Genomic DNA, 15,608 nt, shown 5'->3' with positions numbered 1-15,608 from the left:
GACCCGCACCCGTCTTGCGGCCGGCACAGACCGCCGCTCAAGGAGATAGCATGATCGTTCGTCCTGTACGCAGCAGCGATTTACCCGCGCTCATCGAAATGGCGCGCAGCGCCGGTACCACTGGCCTGACTACCCTGCCGGCCAACGAAGAGCGGCTGGCTCAGCGCGTGCGCTGGGCTGAAAAGAGCTTCACCGGTGAAGCCGGGCGGGCCGACACCGATTACCTGTTCGTGCTTGAAAACGACGAAGGCCTGGTGGTCGGCATCAGTGCCATCGCCGGTGCCGTCGGCCTGCGTGAGCCCTGGTACAACTACCGGGTCGGCCTGACCGTCAGCGCTTCGCAGGAGCTGAATATCTACCGCGAGATCCCGACCCTGTTCCTGGCCAACGACCTCACCGGCAACTCCGAGCTGTGTTCGTTGTTCCTGCGCAGTGATCACCGCAACGGCCTCAACGGCCGCCTGTTGTCGAAGGCGCGCATGCTGTTCATCGCCGAGTTCCCTGAGCTGTTCGGCAAGAAGGTCATCGCCGAGATGCGCGGGATCTCCGACGCCGCAGGCCGCTCGCCGTTCTGGGAGTCGCTGGGCCGGCACTTCTTCAAGATGGAGTTCAGCCAGGCTGACTACCTGACCGGCGTGGGCAACAAGGCCTTCATCGCCGAATTGATGCCCAAGTTCCCGCTGTACACGTGCTTCCTTTCCGAGGCTGCGCGCAGTGTGGTCGGCCGGGTACACACCGACACCGAGCCGGCGCTGGCCATGCTCGAGCGCGAAGGTTTCAACTACCAGGGCTACGTCGACATCTTCGATGCAGGCCCGGCAATCGAATGCGACACGGCGAAGATCCGTGCCGTGCGCGAAAGCCAGAATCTGGTGCTGGCAGTAGGCACTCCAGGCGATGACGCCACGCCGTACCTGATCCACAACCGCAAACGCGAAGACTGCCGCATCACCGCAGCGCCAGCGCGGCTGGCGGCCGGCACGCTGGTGGTCGACGCGCTGACGGCGAAACGCCTGCGCCTGGGCGTGGGTGACCACGTGCGCGCAGTCACCTTGTCCGCCAATCGGGAGGCGCAGTGATGACGACCCATTACATCGCAGGGCAATGGCAGGCTGGCCAGGGAGAGGCGCTGCAGTCGCTGAATCCGGTCACTCAGGCGCTCGTCTGGGCGGGGCAGGGCGCTGCTGCTGGCCAGGTTGCCGCCGCAGTAAGCGCGGCCCGCGACGCGTTCCCGGCCTGGGCGCTGCTCAGCCTGGAGGCACGCATCGCGGTGCTGGAAGCCTTCGCCGAGCAGCTCAAGGCCAATGCTGACGAACTGGCCCGCTGCATCGGTGAAGAAACCGGTAAACCGTTGTGGGAGTCGGCAACCGAAGTCACCAGCATGGTCAACAAGGTGGCGATCTCGGTGCAGAGCTATCGTGAACGCACCGGTGAAAAAAGCGGCCCGCTTGGCGATGCGACTGCCGTGCTGCGGCACAAGCCCCATGGCGTGGTGGCGGTGTTTGGCCCGTATAACTTCCCTGGCCATTTGCCCAACGGGCATATTGTGCCGGCGCTGCTGGCCGGTAACTGCGTGGTGTTCAAGCCCAGTGAGCTGACCCCGAAAGTGGCCGAGCTGACGGTCAAATGCTGGATCGCGGCGGGTTTGCCTGCGGGTGTGCTCAATCTGGTTCAGGGCGCCCGCGAGACTGGCGTGGCGCTGGCTGCCGATGCTGGTATCGACGGTTTGTTCTTCACCGGCTCCAGCCGCACCGGCAACCTGTTGCACCAGCAATTTGCCGGGCGCCCGGAGAAGATTCTGGCGCTGGAAATGGGTGGCAACAATCCGTTGGTGGTCGATCAGGTCAAGGACCTCGACGCGGCCGTCTATACCATCATTCAGTCGGCGTTCATTTCTGCCGGCCAACGCTGCACCTGCGCGCGTCGCTTGCTGGTGCCGGAGGGCGTCTGGGGTGACAGCCTGCTGGCGCGGCTGGTCGAGGTCTGCCACAGCATCACGGTTGGCGCCTATGACCAGCAACCCGCGCCGTTCATGGGCTCGGTGATTTCCCTGGCGGCGGCCCAGGCCCTGCTTGATGCTCAACAAGCGCTGATCGGCAAGGGTGCGCTGGCGCTGTTGGCGATGACCCAGCCGCAAGCAGGTGCAGCGCTGCTGACCCCTGGCATCCTCGATGTCACAGGCGTTGCAGAGCGCCCTGATGAAGAGTTCTTCGGGCCATTGCTGCAGGTCATTCGCTACGCCGACTTCGACAGCGCGATCGACCAGGCCAACGCCACCCAATACGGCCTGGCCGCCGGTTTGTTGTCTGACTCGCATGCGCGCTACCAGCACTTCTGGCTGCGTAGCCGCGCCGGTATCGTCAACTGGAACAAACAGCTCACCGGGGCCGCCAGCAGTGCGCCATTCGGTGGCGTCGGCGCCAGCGGCAACCACCGCGCCAGCGCTTACTACGCGGCCGACTACTGCGCTTACCCCGTGGCATCGCTGGAGACCGCCAGCCTCGCCTTGCCGGCGACTTTGACGCCGGGCGTCACCCTATAACAAATGGTCTCGGAGCCTTGCCGATGAAATCCTATGAAGTGAATTTTGATGGCCTGGTAGGGCCGACCCACAACTACGGCGGCCTGTCGTACGGCAACGTGGCCTCGCAGAGCAACAGCCAGCAGTGCTCCAACCCGCGCGAAGCGGCGCGTCAGGGCCTGGCCAAGATGAAGGCGCTGAGCGACATGGGCTTCAAGCAGGGCGTACTCGCCCCGCAGGAGCGCCCGGACGTTGCTGCCCTGCGCCGGCTCGGCTTCAGCGGCAGTGACGCCGAGGTGATCCGTCGCGCCGCCCAGGAGGCCATGCCCTTGCTGGTCGCCAGCTGCTCGGCCTCGAGCATGTGGGTGGCCAACGCGGCCACGGTCAGCCCGAGCGCCGACACTGCCGATGGCCGCGTGCATTTCACTGCCGCCAACCTCAACTGCAAGTATCACCGCAGCATCGAGCATCCAACCACCAGCCGCGTGCTGGCGGCGATGTTCGCCGATGAGCAGGTATTCGCCCATCACCAGGCGCTGCCGGCGGTGGCCCAGTTTGGTGACGAAGGCGCGGCCAACCACACGCGCTTCTGTCGCAGCTATGGCGAGCCCGGCGTAGAGTTTTTTGTCTACGGCCGCAGTGCCTTCGACAGCCGCTACCCGGCGCCGCAGAAGTACCCGGCACGCCAGACCCTGGAAGCTTCGCAGGCCGTCGCTCGCTTGCACGGCCTCAGTGCTGATGGGGTGGTCTACGCTCAACAGAATCCAGCGGTGATCGATCAGGGCGTGTTCCATAACGATGTGATTTCGGTAGGTAACGGCGAAGTGCTGTTCTACCACGAGGATGCCTTCCTCGAGACCGATGCGGTGCTTGCCCAGCTGCAGGCTAAACTGGCCGGCAAGGGTGGCAAGTTCCAGGGCATCTGCGTGCCACGGGCGGCGGTGGCAGTGGAGGACGCGGTGCGTTCCTACCTGTTCAACAGCCAACTGCTGTCACGCGAGGACGGCTCGATGCTGCTGGTGGTGCCGGAAGAGTGCCGCAACAACCCGCGCGTCTGGGACTACCTGAGCCAGTTGACCAGCCGGGGTGGCCCGGTCAAGGAGGTCAAGGTGTTCGATCTCAAGCAGAGCATGCAGAACGGCGGCGGCCCGGCGTGCCTGCGTCTGCGCGTGGCCTTGAAAGAATCCGAGCTGGCGGCGGTCAATCCAGGGGTTATCATGTCGGCGCCGCTGTACGACAGCCTGATCCAGTGGGTCGATCGGCACTATCGCGATCGCATGAGCGACAGCGACCTAGCCGACCCGCAACTGCTCACCGAATGCCGTACGGCCCTGGATGACCTGACCCAACTACTCAAGCTGGGTTCGGTCTATCCGTTCCAACGCCAACCTTGAAGAGAGAATTACGTAATGTCTGACGCCCTGCGCCTGATCCTGGAAGACGATGATGGCACCCAACTGGAAACCTCCTGCACGCGCTTTGCCGTGCTCTGGCAGGGCAAGGAAGTCTGGATTCAGCAGGACGGCCGCGGCCAGCTGCTGATCGGTGTGGACGTCGCTGAAGGCGATGCCGAGTTCGCCAACCTGCTGCTGCGCCCAATGGCCACCAACCTGGTCAGCCTGCAGCTGGAGATGGAGCCGGCTGAGCTGGGCGACGACGATGAGGATGGCCACGTGCACGGCCCGGATTGCGGTCACCACCACTAAGGATGTGCCTATGCTCGCCCTCGGCAAACTGCTTGACCTGACGCTTGGCGGCCGTGAGCCGGGCGAGAAGACTCAATCGACATCAGCAGGCCTGCGCCTGCGTTGGCTGGGGGAGGGCGCGCTGGAAGTGACGCCGCCGAAGGTGGACGACGGCACCTTGCATCTGCTGCTGTCGGCGGGTATTCACGGTAACGAGACCGCGCCGATCGAGTTGCTCGATCAATTGCTGCAGGACATCGCCAGGGGCGAGATCGTGCCGCAGGCGCGGATCCTGTTCCTGTTTGGCAGCCCAATGGCGATGCGTGCAGGCCAGCGTTACCTTGAGCAGGACCTGAACCGCTTGTTCAACGGTCGGCACGAATCGTCGAGCGGTTTCGAAGCGCTGCGTGCTGCCGAGCTGGAGCAGTACGCCCGCACGTTCTTCAGCGTGGCCGGGCGCAATCGCCTGCACTACGACCTGCACACCGCGATCCGCGGCTCGAAGATCGAGCAGTTTGCCCTGTATCCGTACAAGGACGGCCGCCAGCATTCGCGCCGCGAGTTGGCGCGCCTGAGCCAGGCCGGGATGCAGGCGGTGTTGCTGCAGAGCAAGACCTCGATCACCTTCAGTGCCTTCACCTACGAACAGCTCGAAGCCGAGGCGTTTACCCTGGAACTGGGCAAGGCACGCCCGTTCGGGCAGAACGAAGAGGTCAACCTTGACCGTTTGCACAAGCGCCTGGTGCAGATCATCGAAGGCAAGGAGCCGGCGGTGGACGACAGTTTCGACGGCTTGCAATTGTTCAGCGTGGCCCGCGAAATCATCAAGCACAGCGACCACTTCCACCTGCACCTGCCGGATGACATCGAAAATTTCTCCGAGCTGAGCAAGGGTTACCTGCTGGCCGAAGATCTGGCTGAAACCCGCTGGATCGTCGAGGAGGAGGGCGCGCGCATCATCTTCCCCAACCCCAAGGTGCGCAACGGCCTGCGAGCGGGCATTCTGATCGTGCCCGATTCAGGCCAGCGCCTGAGCTGATCCGTACCATTTGGCGCTGGCTGCGCGCTGCGTGGCCAGCCTCGAGCGGCGCATCCTGGCTGTTTTTCCCTACCCCAGCGGTAATTGGCTTGCCAGCGGCCAAACCCTCGCCTTAGCATCCCCTTCAAGTTTTTAGCCGTGCTGACCTGAAATTGCCCGCAAACGACCTTTCAGGGCGCATAAACACACTGCATCCAGCTTGCAGGACCGATATAATGCGGCCCTTTGCCGTCGTTTCGACGTGTTTGCCTTAACGGCCGCCGTTTCCGTGGAAGAACCTATGAAAAGCGCAGAAATCCGTGAAGCCTTCCTTCGCTTCTTCGAGGAGCAGGGCCACACCCGTGTTGCCTCCAGCTCCCTGATCCCGGGCAACGACCCGACCCTGCTGTTCACCAATGCCGGCATGAACCAGTTCAAGGACTGCTTCCTCGGCCAGGAAAAGCGCGCCTACACCCGCGCCGCCAGCAGCCAGAAGTGCGTCCGCGCCGGCGGCAAGCACAACGACCTGGAAAACGTCGGCTACACCGCGCGTCACCACACCTTCTTCGAAATGCTGGGCAACTTCAGCTTCGGCGACTATTTCAAGCGTGACGCGATCACCTACGCCTGGACCTTCCTGACTTCGCCGCAGTGGCTGAACCTGCCCCAGGAAAAACTCTGGGTCACGGTCTACGCCAGCGATGACGAAGCCTACGACATCTGGACCAAGGAAATCGGCGTGCCGGCCGAGCGCATGGTGCGCATTGGCGACAACAAAGGCGCGCCTTATGCGTCGGACAACTTCTGGACCATGGGCGACACCGGCCCATGCGGCCCGTGCACCGAGATCTTCTTTGACCACGGCGCGGATATCTGGGGCGGCCCACCCGGCTCGCCAGAAGAAGACGGCGACCGCTACATCGAGATCTGGAACAACGTCTTCATGCAGTTCAACCGCACCGCCGATGGCGTCCTGCACCCGCTGCCAGCGCCGTCGGTGGACACCGGCATGGGCCTGGAGCGGATCAGTGCGGTGATGCAGCATGTGCACTCGAACTACGAGATCGACCTGTTCCAGAATCTGCTGGTAGCCGCAGCCCAGGCTATCGGTTGCAGCAACGACGGCCAGCCTTCGCTGAAAGTCGTCGCCGACCATATTCGTTCGTGCGGCTTCCTCATCGCCGATGGCGTGCTGCCGTCCAACGAAGGCCGTGGCTATGTGCTGCGCCGGATCATTCGCCGTGCTTGCCGTCACGGCAACAAGCTCGGTGCCAAGGGCAGCTTCTTCTACCAGATCGTCGCCGCCCTGGTCGCCGAGATGGGCCAGGCCTTCCCTGAGCTGAGCAGCCAGCAGGCGCACATCGAGCGCGTCCTCAAGAGCGAAGAAGAGCAGTTCGCCAAGACCCTCGAGCAGGGCCTGCGCATCCTCGAGCAGGACCTGGCCCAGCTGCAGGGCACTACCGTCCCAGGTGACGTGGTGTTCAAGCTGTATGACACCTATGGCTTCCCGATGGACCTGACCGCCGACATCGCCCGTGAGCGTGAGCTGACCATCGACGAAGCCGGTTTCGAGCGCGAGATGGAAGCCCAGCGCGAGCGCGCCCGCTCTGCCAGCGCCTTCGGCATGGACTACAACAGCTTGGTCAAGGTCGATGTTGCCACCGAGTTCCTCGGCTACCAGGCAACCACGGCCCAGGCCAAGGTCGTCGCACTGTACAAGGACGGCCAGGCCGTCGAGCAGTTGCATGAAGGCGATGAAGGCGTGGTGGTGCTTGACCGCACGCCGTTCTACGCCGAGTCCGGCGGCCAGATCGGCGATGCCGGCTACCTGCAGGCCGCCGACGTGCGCTTCGATGTGCGTGATACCACCAAGACTGCCGGTGCATTCCTGCACCACGGTGTAGTCGCCACTGGCGCGCTGCGCGTAGGCGCCGAAGTTGAAGCGCAGGTGGATGCCGAAGTGCAGCACGCCACCTCGCTGAACCACTCCGCGACTCACCTGCTGCACGCGGCGCTGCGCCAGGTGCTCGGCGATCACGTCCAGCAGAAAGGCTCGCTGGTCGACAGCCAGCGCCTGCGCTTTGACTTCAGCCACTTCGAGGCGGTCAAGCCAGAGCAGCTCAAGGCGCTGGAAGACATCGTCAACCGCGAAGTGCGCAAGAACTCCGAGGTGCAAACCGAAGAGACCGACATCGAAACCGCCAAGCGCAAAGGTGCAATGGCGTTGTTCGGCGAAAAATACGGCGATAGCGTGCGCGTGTTGAGCATGGGTGGTGATTTTTCGGTGGAGCTGTGCGGTGGTATTCATGCCAAGCGCACCGGCGACATCAGCCTGTTCAAGATCATCAGCGAAGGCGGCGTGGCTTCTGGCGTGCGCCGTATCGAAGCGATCACCGGGGCTGCGGCACTGGCTTACCTGAACGCTGCTGAAGAGCAGGTCAAGGAAGCTGCGCAATTGGTCAAGGGTAACCGTGACAACCTGATCGACAAGCTGGCGGCGGTGCTCGAGCGCAACCGTCAGCTGGAAAAACAGCTTGAACAGCTGCAGGCCAAGGCCGCCAGCGCTGCCGGAGACGATCTCTCCAGCGCAGCCGTTGAGGTCAAAGGCGCCAAGGTTCTCGCCGCTCGCCTTGACGGGCAGGATGGCAAGGCTCTGCTGGCGCTGGTCGATCAACTGAAGAACAAGCTCGGCCACGCAGTGATCCTGCTGGGTAGTGAGCATGAGGGCAAGGTCGTGCTGGTGGCTGGCGTGACCAAAGACCTCTCCGGCCAACTCAAGGCCGGCGATCTGATGAAGCAGGCCGCTGCGGCGGTTGGCGGTAAAGGCGGTGGTCGTCCGGACATGGCCCAGGGTGGCGGCGTCGACGTCGCTGCACTGGACAGTGCCCTGGCCCTGGCTGTGCCGTTCGCCGAACAGCGGCTTTGAGATGAAACGGCCCGCTAGTGATAGCGGGCCGTTTCAGGTTGGATTGTTTATTGGGTGCCCATCACGGGCAGAGGCAGCTTTGAAATGGCGTTGATCGTACAGAAATTTGGCGGCACCTCTGTCGGATCCATCGAGCGGATCGAGCAGGTTGCCGACAAGGTCAAGAAATTCCGCGAGGCAGGCGATGATCTGGTCGTGGTCCTGTCGGCCATGAGCGGGGAGACCAACCGCTTGCTGGACCTGGCCAAGCAGATTAGCGACAAGCCAGTTCCGCGTGAGCTGGATGTGATCGTGTCGACTGGCGAGCAGGTGACCATTGCCCTGCTGGCCATGGCCTTGATCAAGCGTGGCGTGCCGGCGGTGTCCTACACCGGCAACCAGGTGCGCATTCTCACCGACAGCGCGCACAACAAGGCGCGCATCCTGCAGATCGACGACCAGAAGATTCGTGCCGACCTCAAGGCCGGCCGTGTGGTTGTCGTGGCGGGCTTCCAGGGCGTCGACGAGAACGGCAGCATCACCACCCTCGGTCGTGGCGGTTCGGACACCACTGGTGTGGCCCTGGCGGCCGCGCTGAAGGCTGACGAGTGCCAGATCTACACCGACGTCGATGGTGTCTACACCACCGACCCGCGGGTGGTACCGCAGGCGCGCCGTCTGGAGAAGATCACCTTCGAAGAGATGCTGGAAATGGCCAGCCTCGGTTCCAAGGTGCTGCAGATCCGCTCTGTCGAATTCGCCGGCAAGTACAACGTTCCGTTGCGCGTGCTGCACAGTTTCAAGGAGGGTCCAGGTACCCTCATTACCATTGATGAAGAGGAATCCATGGAACAGCCGATCATTTCCGGTATCGCCTTCAACCGTGATGAAGCCAAGCTGACCATTCGTGGCGTGCCGGATACCCCAGGCGTTGCCTTCAAGATCCTCGGCCCGATCAGCGCTTCGAACATCGAAGTCGACATGATCGTGCAGAACGTTGCCCACGATAACACCACCGATTTCACCTTCACCGTGCACCGCAACGAGTACGAAGCGGCGCACAAGGTGTTGGAAAACACTGCGCGCGAGATCGGCGCCCGTGAAGTGATCGGCGATACCAAGATTGCCAAGGTATCGATCGTTGGTGTCGGCATGCGCTCGCACGCCGGCGTTGCCAGCCGCATGTTCGAAGCGCTGGCCAAGGAGACCATCAACATCCAGATGATCTCCACGTCCGAGATCAAGGTTTCGGTGGTCATCGAAGAGAAGTACCTCGAGCTGGCCGTGCGCGCCCTGCACACCGCCTTCGAGCTGGATGCGCCTGCCCGCCAAGGCGAGTAACGCGTAGCCAGGAGGAGGGCGCGGCTTGCCGCGCCCTTCGCGTTTCCGCCCGCCGGGTGGGCCCTGTCCTGTCCTCTCTGGCGGCCACACACGCTGACTGTGCGTCCCGCAGCCAGTGCGCTACCTCAGACTGTTGTCCCTGATTGAACTGCGTAAGGAGAAAGCTATGTTGATTCTGACTCGTCGGTGCGCCGAGAGCCTGATCATTGGTGACGGTGAGATCACCGTTACGGTCTTGGGTGTCAAAGGCAACCAAGTACGAATTGGCGTTAGCGCGCCCAAGGAAGTCGCGGTTCACCGCGAAGAAATCTACCTGCGAATCAAGAAAGAGAAGGACGAAGAACCAACCCTTTAATTTTTATCAGATTTTTTTTAAAAAAGGGTTTGCAAACGGGGAGGGCTCTGGTTATAGTACGCCCCGTGTTGCGGTGAGGTGGCCGAGTGGCCGAAGGCGCTCCCCTGCTAAGGGAGTATACCTCATAAGGGTATCGGGGGTTCGAATCCCCCCTTCACCGCCATTATTCGCTTAGGGCGCTTCAACTGGCCAAGATCGCTAAGTCGTTGAAATTAAACGAAAAAGTACTTGGCAAATCGGTAAAGCGATCTATAATGCGCGGCAAGACATGGACTCATAGCTCAGCTGGATAGAGTACTCGGCTACGAACCGAGCGGTCGCAGGTTCGAATCCTGCTGAGTCCACCATACAACATGAAGGTTTTGCTCGCAGAGCCGGATTGTTCAACCAGTGGTAATCTGGTCTAAAACTACCAACTTGGACTCATAGCTCAGCTGGATAGAGTACTCGGCTACGAACCGAGCGGTCGCAGGTTCGAATCCTGCTGAGTCCACCATATAGCACGGTGGTTGTGCTTGCACAGGCACCTTGTTTCAACCAGTGGTAACCTGGTCTAAAAATACCAACTTGGACTCATAGCTCAGCTGGATAGAGTACTCGGCTACGAACCGAGCGGTCGCAGGTTCGAATCCTGCTGAGTCCACCATCTTCATCAAGAAGCCCGCTTTTATAGCGGGCTTTTTGTTGTCTGCAATTCACTGAATTGTCAGTAAGCCGGACTAGACTGTGCGAGTAGGGCGCTCATGCGACAGGCCCTGCACCTATGTGCTTTTTGTCTGGCGCCCACCGTCGCACTGAAGGCTTTGCGCGTTGTCATAAGATAATCGCGTAAACGATTGTTCTGACCAAAAATTTAAGCAATCCGACAGCTCTTGCAGTGTATGATTGCGCCCGTCAGCCCCGCCGGGGCTTGTGGAATACCACCATGGACTTACCCAGTAGTTACCCCTTAATCCGATTTGCCAAAATAGATCTGATCGATTGATCTCCCCGGCGTGCTCCGCTGCTGGGAGTGGAGTTCGCCTATGACCGAAGTCGAAGTAAAGAAAAGCCAAGACAGCCTGCAGGATCGCCTGGCCCAGGTGATTGACCTGCTGCAGCGTCAGCGTGTCGTTGAAGACCTGACCCACCGTCAGGAGGGGCAGCACAATAGCCTGGTGGAGAGCCTCGTCCACCGCCAGAACCTGGTCGAGCTGCAGCGCAAGCTCGATGACCTGCACCCTGCCGACATCGCCTACATTCTCGAAGCACTGCCGCTCGACGACCGCCTGACGGTCTGGCAGTTGGTGCGCTCCGATCGTGACGGCGACATCCTCCTGGAAGTATCCGACGCCGTCCGCCAGACCCTGATCGCCGACATGGACGATCACGAGCTGCTGGCCGCTGCCAAGGAAATGGACGCCGACGAACTCGCTGACCTGGCTCCTGAGCTGCCGCGTGACGTTGTCCACGAGCTGATGGAGACCCTCGACGCCCAGCAACGCGAGCGGGTCCGCTCGGCGCTGAGCTACGACGAGGATCAGGTCGGTGCACTGATGGACTTCGAGATGGTCACCATCCGCGAAGACGTCAGCCTGGAAGTGGTACTGCGTTACCTGCGCCGGCTCAAGGAGTTGCCAGGCCACACCGACAAGCTGTTTGTGGTCGACTCCGATGGCATGCTCAAGGGCGTGTTGCCGATCAAGCGCCTGCTGGTCAATGATCCGGACAAGCAGGTGGCTGAGGTCATGGCTACCGACCCGGTCAGTTTCCACCCTGACGACGACGCCTACGACGCCGCGCAGGCGTTCGAGCGTTACGACCTGGTATCTGCCCCTGTAGTCGACAAGAGCGATCGCCTGATCGGCCGTCTGACCATCGACGAGATGGTCGACCTGATCCGTGAGGAAAGCGAAAGCGAAGTCCTCAACATGGCCGGTCTGCGCGAAGAAGAAGACATTTTTGCCTCGGTCTGGCGCTCGCTGCGCAACCGTTGGGCATGGCTGGCGATCAACCTGATTACCGCGTTCCTCGCCTCACGCGTGATTGGCCTGTTCGAGGGCTCGATCGAGAAGCTGGTGGCATTGGCGGCATTGATGCCGATCGTTGCCGGTATCGGCGGTAACTCGGGCAACCAGACCATCACCATGATCGTCCGCGCCATGGCGCTGGACCAGGTCAGCCCGGGCAACACCTCGCGATTGATGCGCAAGGAGCTGGCGGTGTCATTGATCAACGGCCTGGTCTGGGGTGGTGTGATCGGCGTGGTGGCGTATCTGCTCTACGGCAGCTGGTCGCTGGGCCTGGTAATGACCGGGGCAATGACCCTGAACCTGCTGTTGGCGGCGCTGATGGGGGTGTTGATCCCGATGACCCTGGTCCGCCTCGGGCGTGACCCGGCGATGGGTGCCAGTGTGATGATCACGGCAGTGACGGACAGTGGCGGCTTCTTCATCTTCCTTGGCCTCGCCACGATATTCCTGATGTAACCTACTGCCGGCGCTTGATGAGGAGCGCCGGCAGCCAGAAACAACAAAGCCAGCTTGCGCTGGCTTTGTTGTTTCTGGCGGTTTGATCAGGACGCGTCGGCGGCCATTTCCACATCGTGGGCGATCAAGGCCACCAGAGCGTTTTGTTGGCGGTGGGAGAGCTGGCGGAAGCGTTGCAGCAGCTCGCGCTCGTGCAAGCTCAGCTCAGGGCTGTCCAGGCGCATGCTCAGCTCGTCGCCCAGTGCACCTTCCTGGATAAGGCTTTGCTCCAGGCGGGCAATGATCTCGGAGTTCATGCTGCGGTGATGGTTGCGGGCTACCTCGGCAATGCGCTCACGCATCCCGTCTGGCAGACGAACGACAAACTTGTCAGCGGTGCGGCTTGAATAAATAGCCTGTTTCAATGGGCGCATATAAATTGACCGGTTTACTGGTTCAGGGGAAGCGGTTGTCAAATGCCGCGCGGTGGAAATCTGACCGTCGCGACGGCAAAATGTTCAACCGTCGTGTATTTTTGGCGTTCATCTTGCCTCAAATCTGCCGTTTCCTTGGCGTCAATTCTGTGACAAATAGTGATCCGCATAAAGGCTTTTTGCCAGTACCAATTATCGAAAATGAGCACTGGTTTGAAAAATTCAGCGTTTTTCGGATCTACTAAACGTCAGACCTTTGCCGTCAAAATCTGGTAACAGTCGGAAAAGGGCAGGGAAAACACCTGGAATGCGCTCGGTCCCTAACAGTGAGCATAGTGGCTATGCAATATGACGCAAGCGGCAGTCCACCGACAGTAGGTAGGCTGATATTCCTCGTTGGACCCTCTGGATCAGGAAAAGATTCCCTGATCGACGCGTCTCGCGCGAAATTGACCGAGCACGGCATCATGGTTGCTCGCCGCGTCATTACCCGCTCGCCCGAAGCACAGGGCGAGGCCGCGCAGGGTGTCAGCCCTGAGCAATTCGAGCAGATGCGCGCAGATGGGCATTTTGCCATGTATTGGCAGGCAAATGCTCTGGCATATGGCATTCCGGCGCAGATTGATCAGTGGCTGCAAGCCGGCAAGTATGTTCTGGTCAACGGTTCGCGGGCGTACCTGGCCCAAGCGCGGCGACGTTACCCGGACCTGTTGGCAATCCGCCTCGAGGTAAACCCGACCGTCTTGCGTCAGCGTTTGCTGGCGCGAGGCCGAGAGACCCCGCAAGCCATCGAGCAGCGTTTGCAGCGCAGCGCCGAACTGCAGCTGACCGATGCCGACAACGTGCATGTGCTGGACAACTCGCAGGCGCTGGAGCAATCGGTCACCAGCCTGTTTGCCTTGCTGCAGGCCGAAGGTCTGCTTCAAGCCTGACCGCTATGACAAGTCTTACGTGGCAAAAGCCCGAATCGGGCATGACAAACGGTCTGGCGCTGGTTAACATGCTCGCCGTCACGCTAATCGGCGCTCGCCGGTGGCACTGGTCCCAGTAGCTCAATTGGATAGAGCATCCCCCTCCTAAGGGGAAGGTTGGCCGTTCGAACCGGCCCTGGGACACCATATCTTGCGCTGCAGGCGTCCACGCAGCACCGTCAGCTCCCCCTGACATTTCCCGCCGGACCTGGCACTTTCATGCTAGATTCTCGGAAAATTCTCGACCATTTCCATGCTGCAACGCCCAACTTGATCCCAAACGATCGGGATTACTGCGCTGGGCAGGCTTATTCACTACTCTGTGGAAGACATCACGATGCAGCAATCTCCTGCCGACGAGACCATTCGTGCGGCATTGCAGAGGTCCCATGCGCGGCTTCATCGCCAGCATGAGTTGGTGGTCGAGTTTGGCGTCGCCTCGCTCAAGGCGAGTGACCTGGACCTGTTGCTAACCAAGGCTTGCGTCGTGGTTGCCGAAGGCATGCAGACGCGCTTTGCCAAGGTGCTGACGCCGCTGCCCGACAGTGAAGACTTGCTGCTGTCGCACGGGGTTGGCTGGGACGAAGCCGATATCGGCCACGCGACGCTGGGTGGTGATGTCGCCAGTCCGGCGGGTTATGCCATCGCCACCTACCGCCCGGTGCTGTCCAATCATCTTGGTCAGGAGCACCGTTTTCGCACCCCCGAGATGCTGAAGAAATACGGTATCGAGCGTGCCATCAACGTGCCGATTCGTGGTGCGATGACGCCGTTCGGCGTACTTGAAGCCGACAGCACCGACGGTGATGACTTCATCGAGAGCGATATCGTCTTTCTCGAAGGCATCGCCAACGTGCTGTCGATGGCAGTCGAGCGGTTGGCGGCTGGTAACGCCGAGGCGCTGCCCGACCCGTATTCGGAGAGCATGCTCAACGCCAGCCCGGACTGCGTGAAGGTGTTGTCGACCGATGGCGAAATCGAGTTCATGAATGACGCCGGCATGTGCCTGATGCAGGTCGGCGATCTGGCCGAGGTCAAAGGCAAGCCATGGCCGCAGCTGTGGCCAGAAGAGTCCAAGGACCTTGTGTTGGGCGTTATCGAGAAGGTCAGCAGCGGCGAATCCGCCCGCTTCGAGGCGTTCTGCCCGACCGCCAGCAACGAGCCCCGTTGGTGGGATGTCACCGTGGCGCCGATCGTCAGCCCGGACGGCGAGATCAGCAAGCTGATTGCCGTGTCCCGCGACATCACCGAGCGCCACCACCATGAGGCCAGGCTGCTCTCACTGATCGCCGCGCAGAACTCCAAGCTCGACGAAAGTGATCTATTCCTTGAAGAGATTCACCACCGGGTCAAGAACAGCCTGCACCTGGTCAACACCTTGCTTATGTTGCAAGCCAACCTGGCCGCGGACGAGGCGGTCAAGCTCCAGCTGGAGACTGCCGCTGGGCGCGTGGTGACGATTGCCAGCGTGCACGAGCGCTTGTACCAGGCGACAGAAAGCCAGGACCTCGATGTGGTTGAGTATCTGGGTGCGCTGTTGGGTGATCTGGGCAGTGCGTTGGGTGATCGCAAGATCTCGTTGGAGGCTACGTCGTTTGTGCTGGCGCAAGAAAGAATGGCGCCGCTGGGGATGGTGGTGTCCGAGCTGATCACCAATGCGCTCAAGTACGGCAAGGGAAAAATCGAGGTCAGTCTGCACAAGGCTGAGGATCATGCCTTGATCACGGTGACCGACCAGGGTGACGGCTTCCCGGAGACCTTTCCCAAACCCAGTGGCACCGGACTGGGCATGCGCCTGGTCAAGAGTTACTCGGGTTACGGCGACAGCGCCATTTCGATTGATCGGCTGGAAGGCAAAAGCACCATTCGGGTCCGCTTCAAACTCTGATCCAGACCCAAGCGTGCAGCGCAGAGCGCGGTGCACGCCGGGT

The 15,608-nt window shown here is 61.2% G+C and carries 12 protein-coding genes and 5 tRNA genes; 16 read left to right on the top strand and 1 reads right to left on the bottom strand.

Annotated elements, in window-relative coordinates:
* Positions 1-50 precede the first annotated feature (50 nt).
* From astA to mgtE, 13 genes are all read left to right on the top strand, one after another.
* Complete coding sequence (gene astA, locus FW789_RS11655; protein ID WP_103436605.1) at positions 51-1,079, top strand: arginine N-succinyltransferase; 1,029 nt, start codon at positions 51-53, stop codon at positions 1,077-1,079.
* Positions 1,076-2,542, top strand: coding sequence for a succinylglutamate-semialdehyde dehydrogenase (gene astD / locus FW789_RS11650; protein WP_186698575.1), 1,467 nt, complete (start codon positions 1,076-1,078; stop codon positions 2,540-2,542). The genes astA and astD overlap by 4 nt, the downstream gene beginning before the upstream one ends.
* A gap of 23 nt (positions 2,543-2,565) precedes the next feature.
* The gene (gene astB / locus FW789_RS11645; RefSeq protein ID WP_103436607.1) at positions 2,566-3,915 is read left to right on the top strand and encodes an N-succinylarginine dihydrolase; all 1,350 of its coding nucleotides are present in this window, start codon (positions 2,566-2,568) and stop codon (positions 3,913-3,915) included.
* Between the two features lie 15 nt (positions 3,916-3,930).
* Complete coding sequence (locus FW789_RS11640) at positions 3,931-4,227, top strand: topoisomerase II (RefSeq protein ID WP_101317724.1); 297 nt, start codon at positions 3,931-3,933, stop codon at positions 4,225-4,227.
* A gap of 10 nt (positions 4,228-4,237) precedes the next feature.
* Complete coding sequence (gene astE, locus FW789_RS11635) at positions 4,238-5,245, top strand: succinylglutamate desuccinylase (protein ID WP_186698579.1); 1,008 nt, start codon at positions 4,238-4,240, stop codon at positions 5,243-5,245.
* Between the two features lie 280 nt (positions 5,246-5,525).
* Positions 5,526-8,150 (top strand): alanine--tRNA ligase, encoded by a 2,625-nt coding sequence (gene alaS / locus FW789_RS11630; RefSeq protein WP_446431474.1) that lies wholly within the window; start codon positions 5,526-5,528, stop codon positions 8,148-8,150.
* An 84-nt stretch (positions 8,151-8,234) separates the two neighbouring features.
* Entirely contained in the window at positions 8,235-9,470 is a 1,236-nt protein-coding gene (locus FW789_RS11625) for an aspartate kinase (protein ID WP_101317730.1), read from the top strand.
* 166 nt (positions 9,471-9,636) lie between these two features.
* Positions 9,637-9,825 (top strand): carbon storage regulator CsrA, encoded by a 189-nt coding sequence (gene csrA, locus FW789_RS11620; protein ID WP_043209419.1) that lies wholly within the window; start codon positions 9,637-9,639, stop codon positions 9,823-9,825.
* Between the two features lie 72 nt (positions 9,826-9,897).
* Positions 9,898-9,988: transfer RNA gene (locus FW789_RS11615), tRNA-Ser, on the top strand.
* A 107-nt stretch (positions 9,989-10,095) separates the two neighbouring features.
* Positions 10,096-10,172, top strand: a tRNA-Arg gene (locus FW789_RS11610).
* 72 nt (positions 10,173-10,244) lie between these two features.
* Positions 10,245-10,321: transfer RNA gene (locus tag FW789_RS11605), tRNA-Arg, on the top strand.
* A gap of 73 nt (positions 10,322-10,394) precedes the next feature.
* Positions 10,395-10,471: transfer RNA gene (locus FW789_RS11600), tRNA-Arg, on the top strand.
* Between the two features lie 379 nt (positions 10,472-10,850).
* On the top strand, positions 10,851-12,293 hold the full coding sequence (gene mgtE / locus FW789_RS11595) for a magnesium transporter (protein WP_101317732.1): 1,443 nt from the start codon (positions 10,851-10,853) through the stop codon (positions 12,291-12,293).
* Positions 12,294-12,379: 86 nt separating this feature from the next.
* On the opposite strand, the gene FW789_RS11590 is transcribed toward mgtE, so the two are convergent.
* On the bottom strand, positions 12,380-12,706 hold the full coding sequence (locus tag FW789_RS11590) for an Arc family DNA-binding protein (RefSeq protein WP_033699552.1): 327 nt from the start codon (positions 12,704-12,706) through the stop codon (positions 12,380-12,382).
* Positions 12,707-13,047: 341 nt separating this feature from the next.
* Between FW789_RS11590 and phnN the strand changes: the two genes are divergently transcribed.
* The 3 genes from phnN (at position 13,048) to FW789_RS11575 (ending at position 15,565) form a co-directional block, all read left to right on the top strand.
* Complete coding sequence (phnN, locus tag FW789_RS11585; protein WP_446431473.1) at positions 13,048-13,638, top strand: phosphonate metabolism protein/1,5-bisphosphokinase (PRPP-forming) PhnN; 591 nt, start codon at positions 13,048-13,050, stop codon at positions 13,636-13,638.
* Positions 13,639-13,747: 109 nt separating this feature from the next.
* A tRNA-Arg gene (locus FW789_RS11580) sits at positions 13,748-13,824 on the top strand.
* A gap of 190 nt (positions 13,825-14,014) precedes the next feature.
* Positions 14,015-15,565, top strand: coding sequence for a sensor histidine kinase (locus FW789_RS11575; protein WP_446431472.1), 1,551 nt, complete (start codon positions 14,015-14,017; stop codon positions 15,563-15,565).
* Positions 15,566-15,608: the final 43 nt, after the last annotated feature.

The organism is Pseudomonas sp. 1121_17 (genome assembly GCF_052850745.1).
Note: the sequence above shows the minus strand (reverse complement) of the source record. Positions and strands in the feature narration are given on the sequence as shown.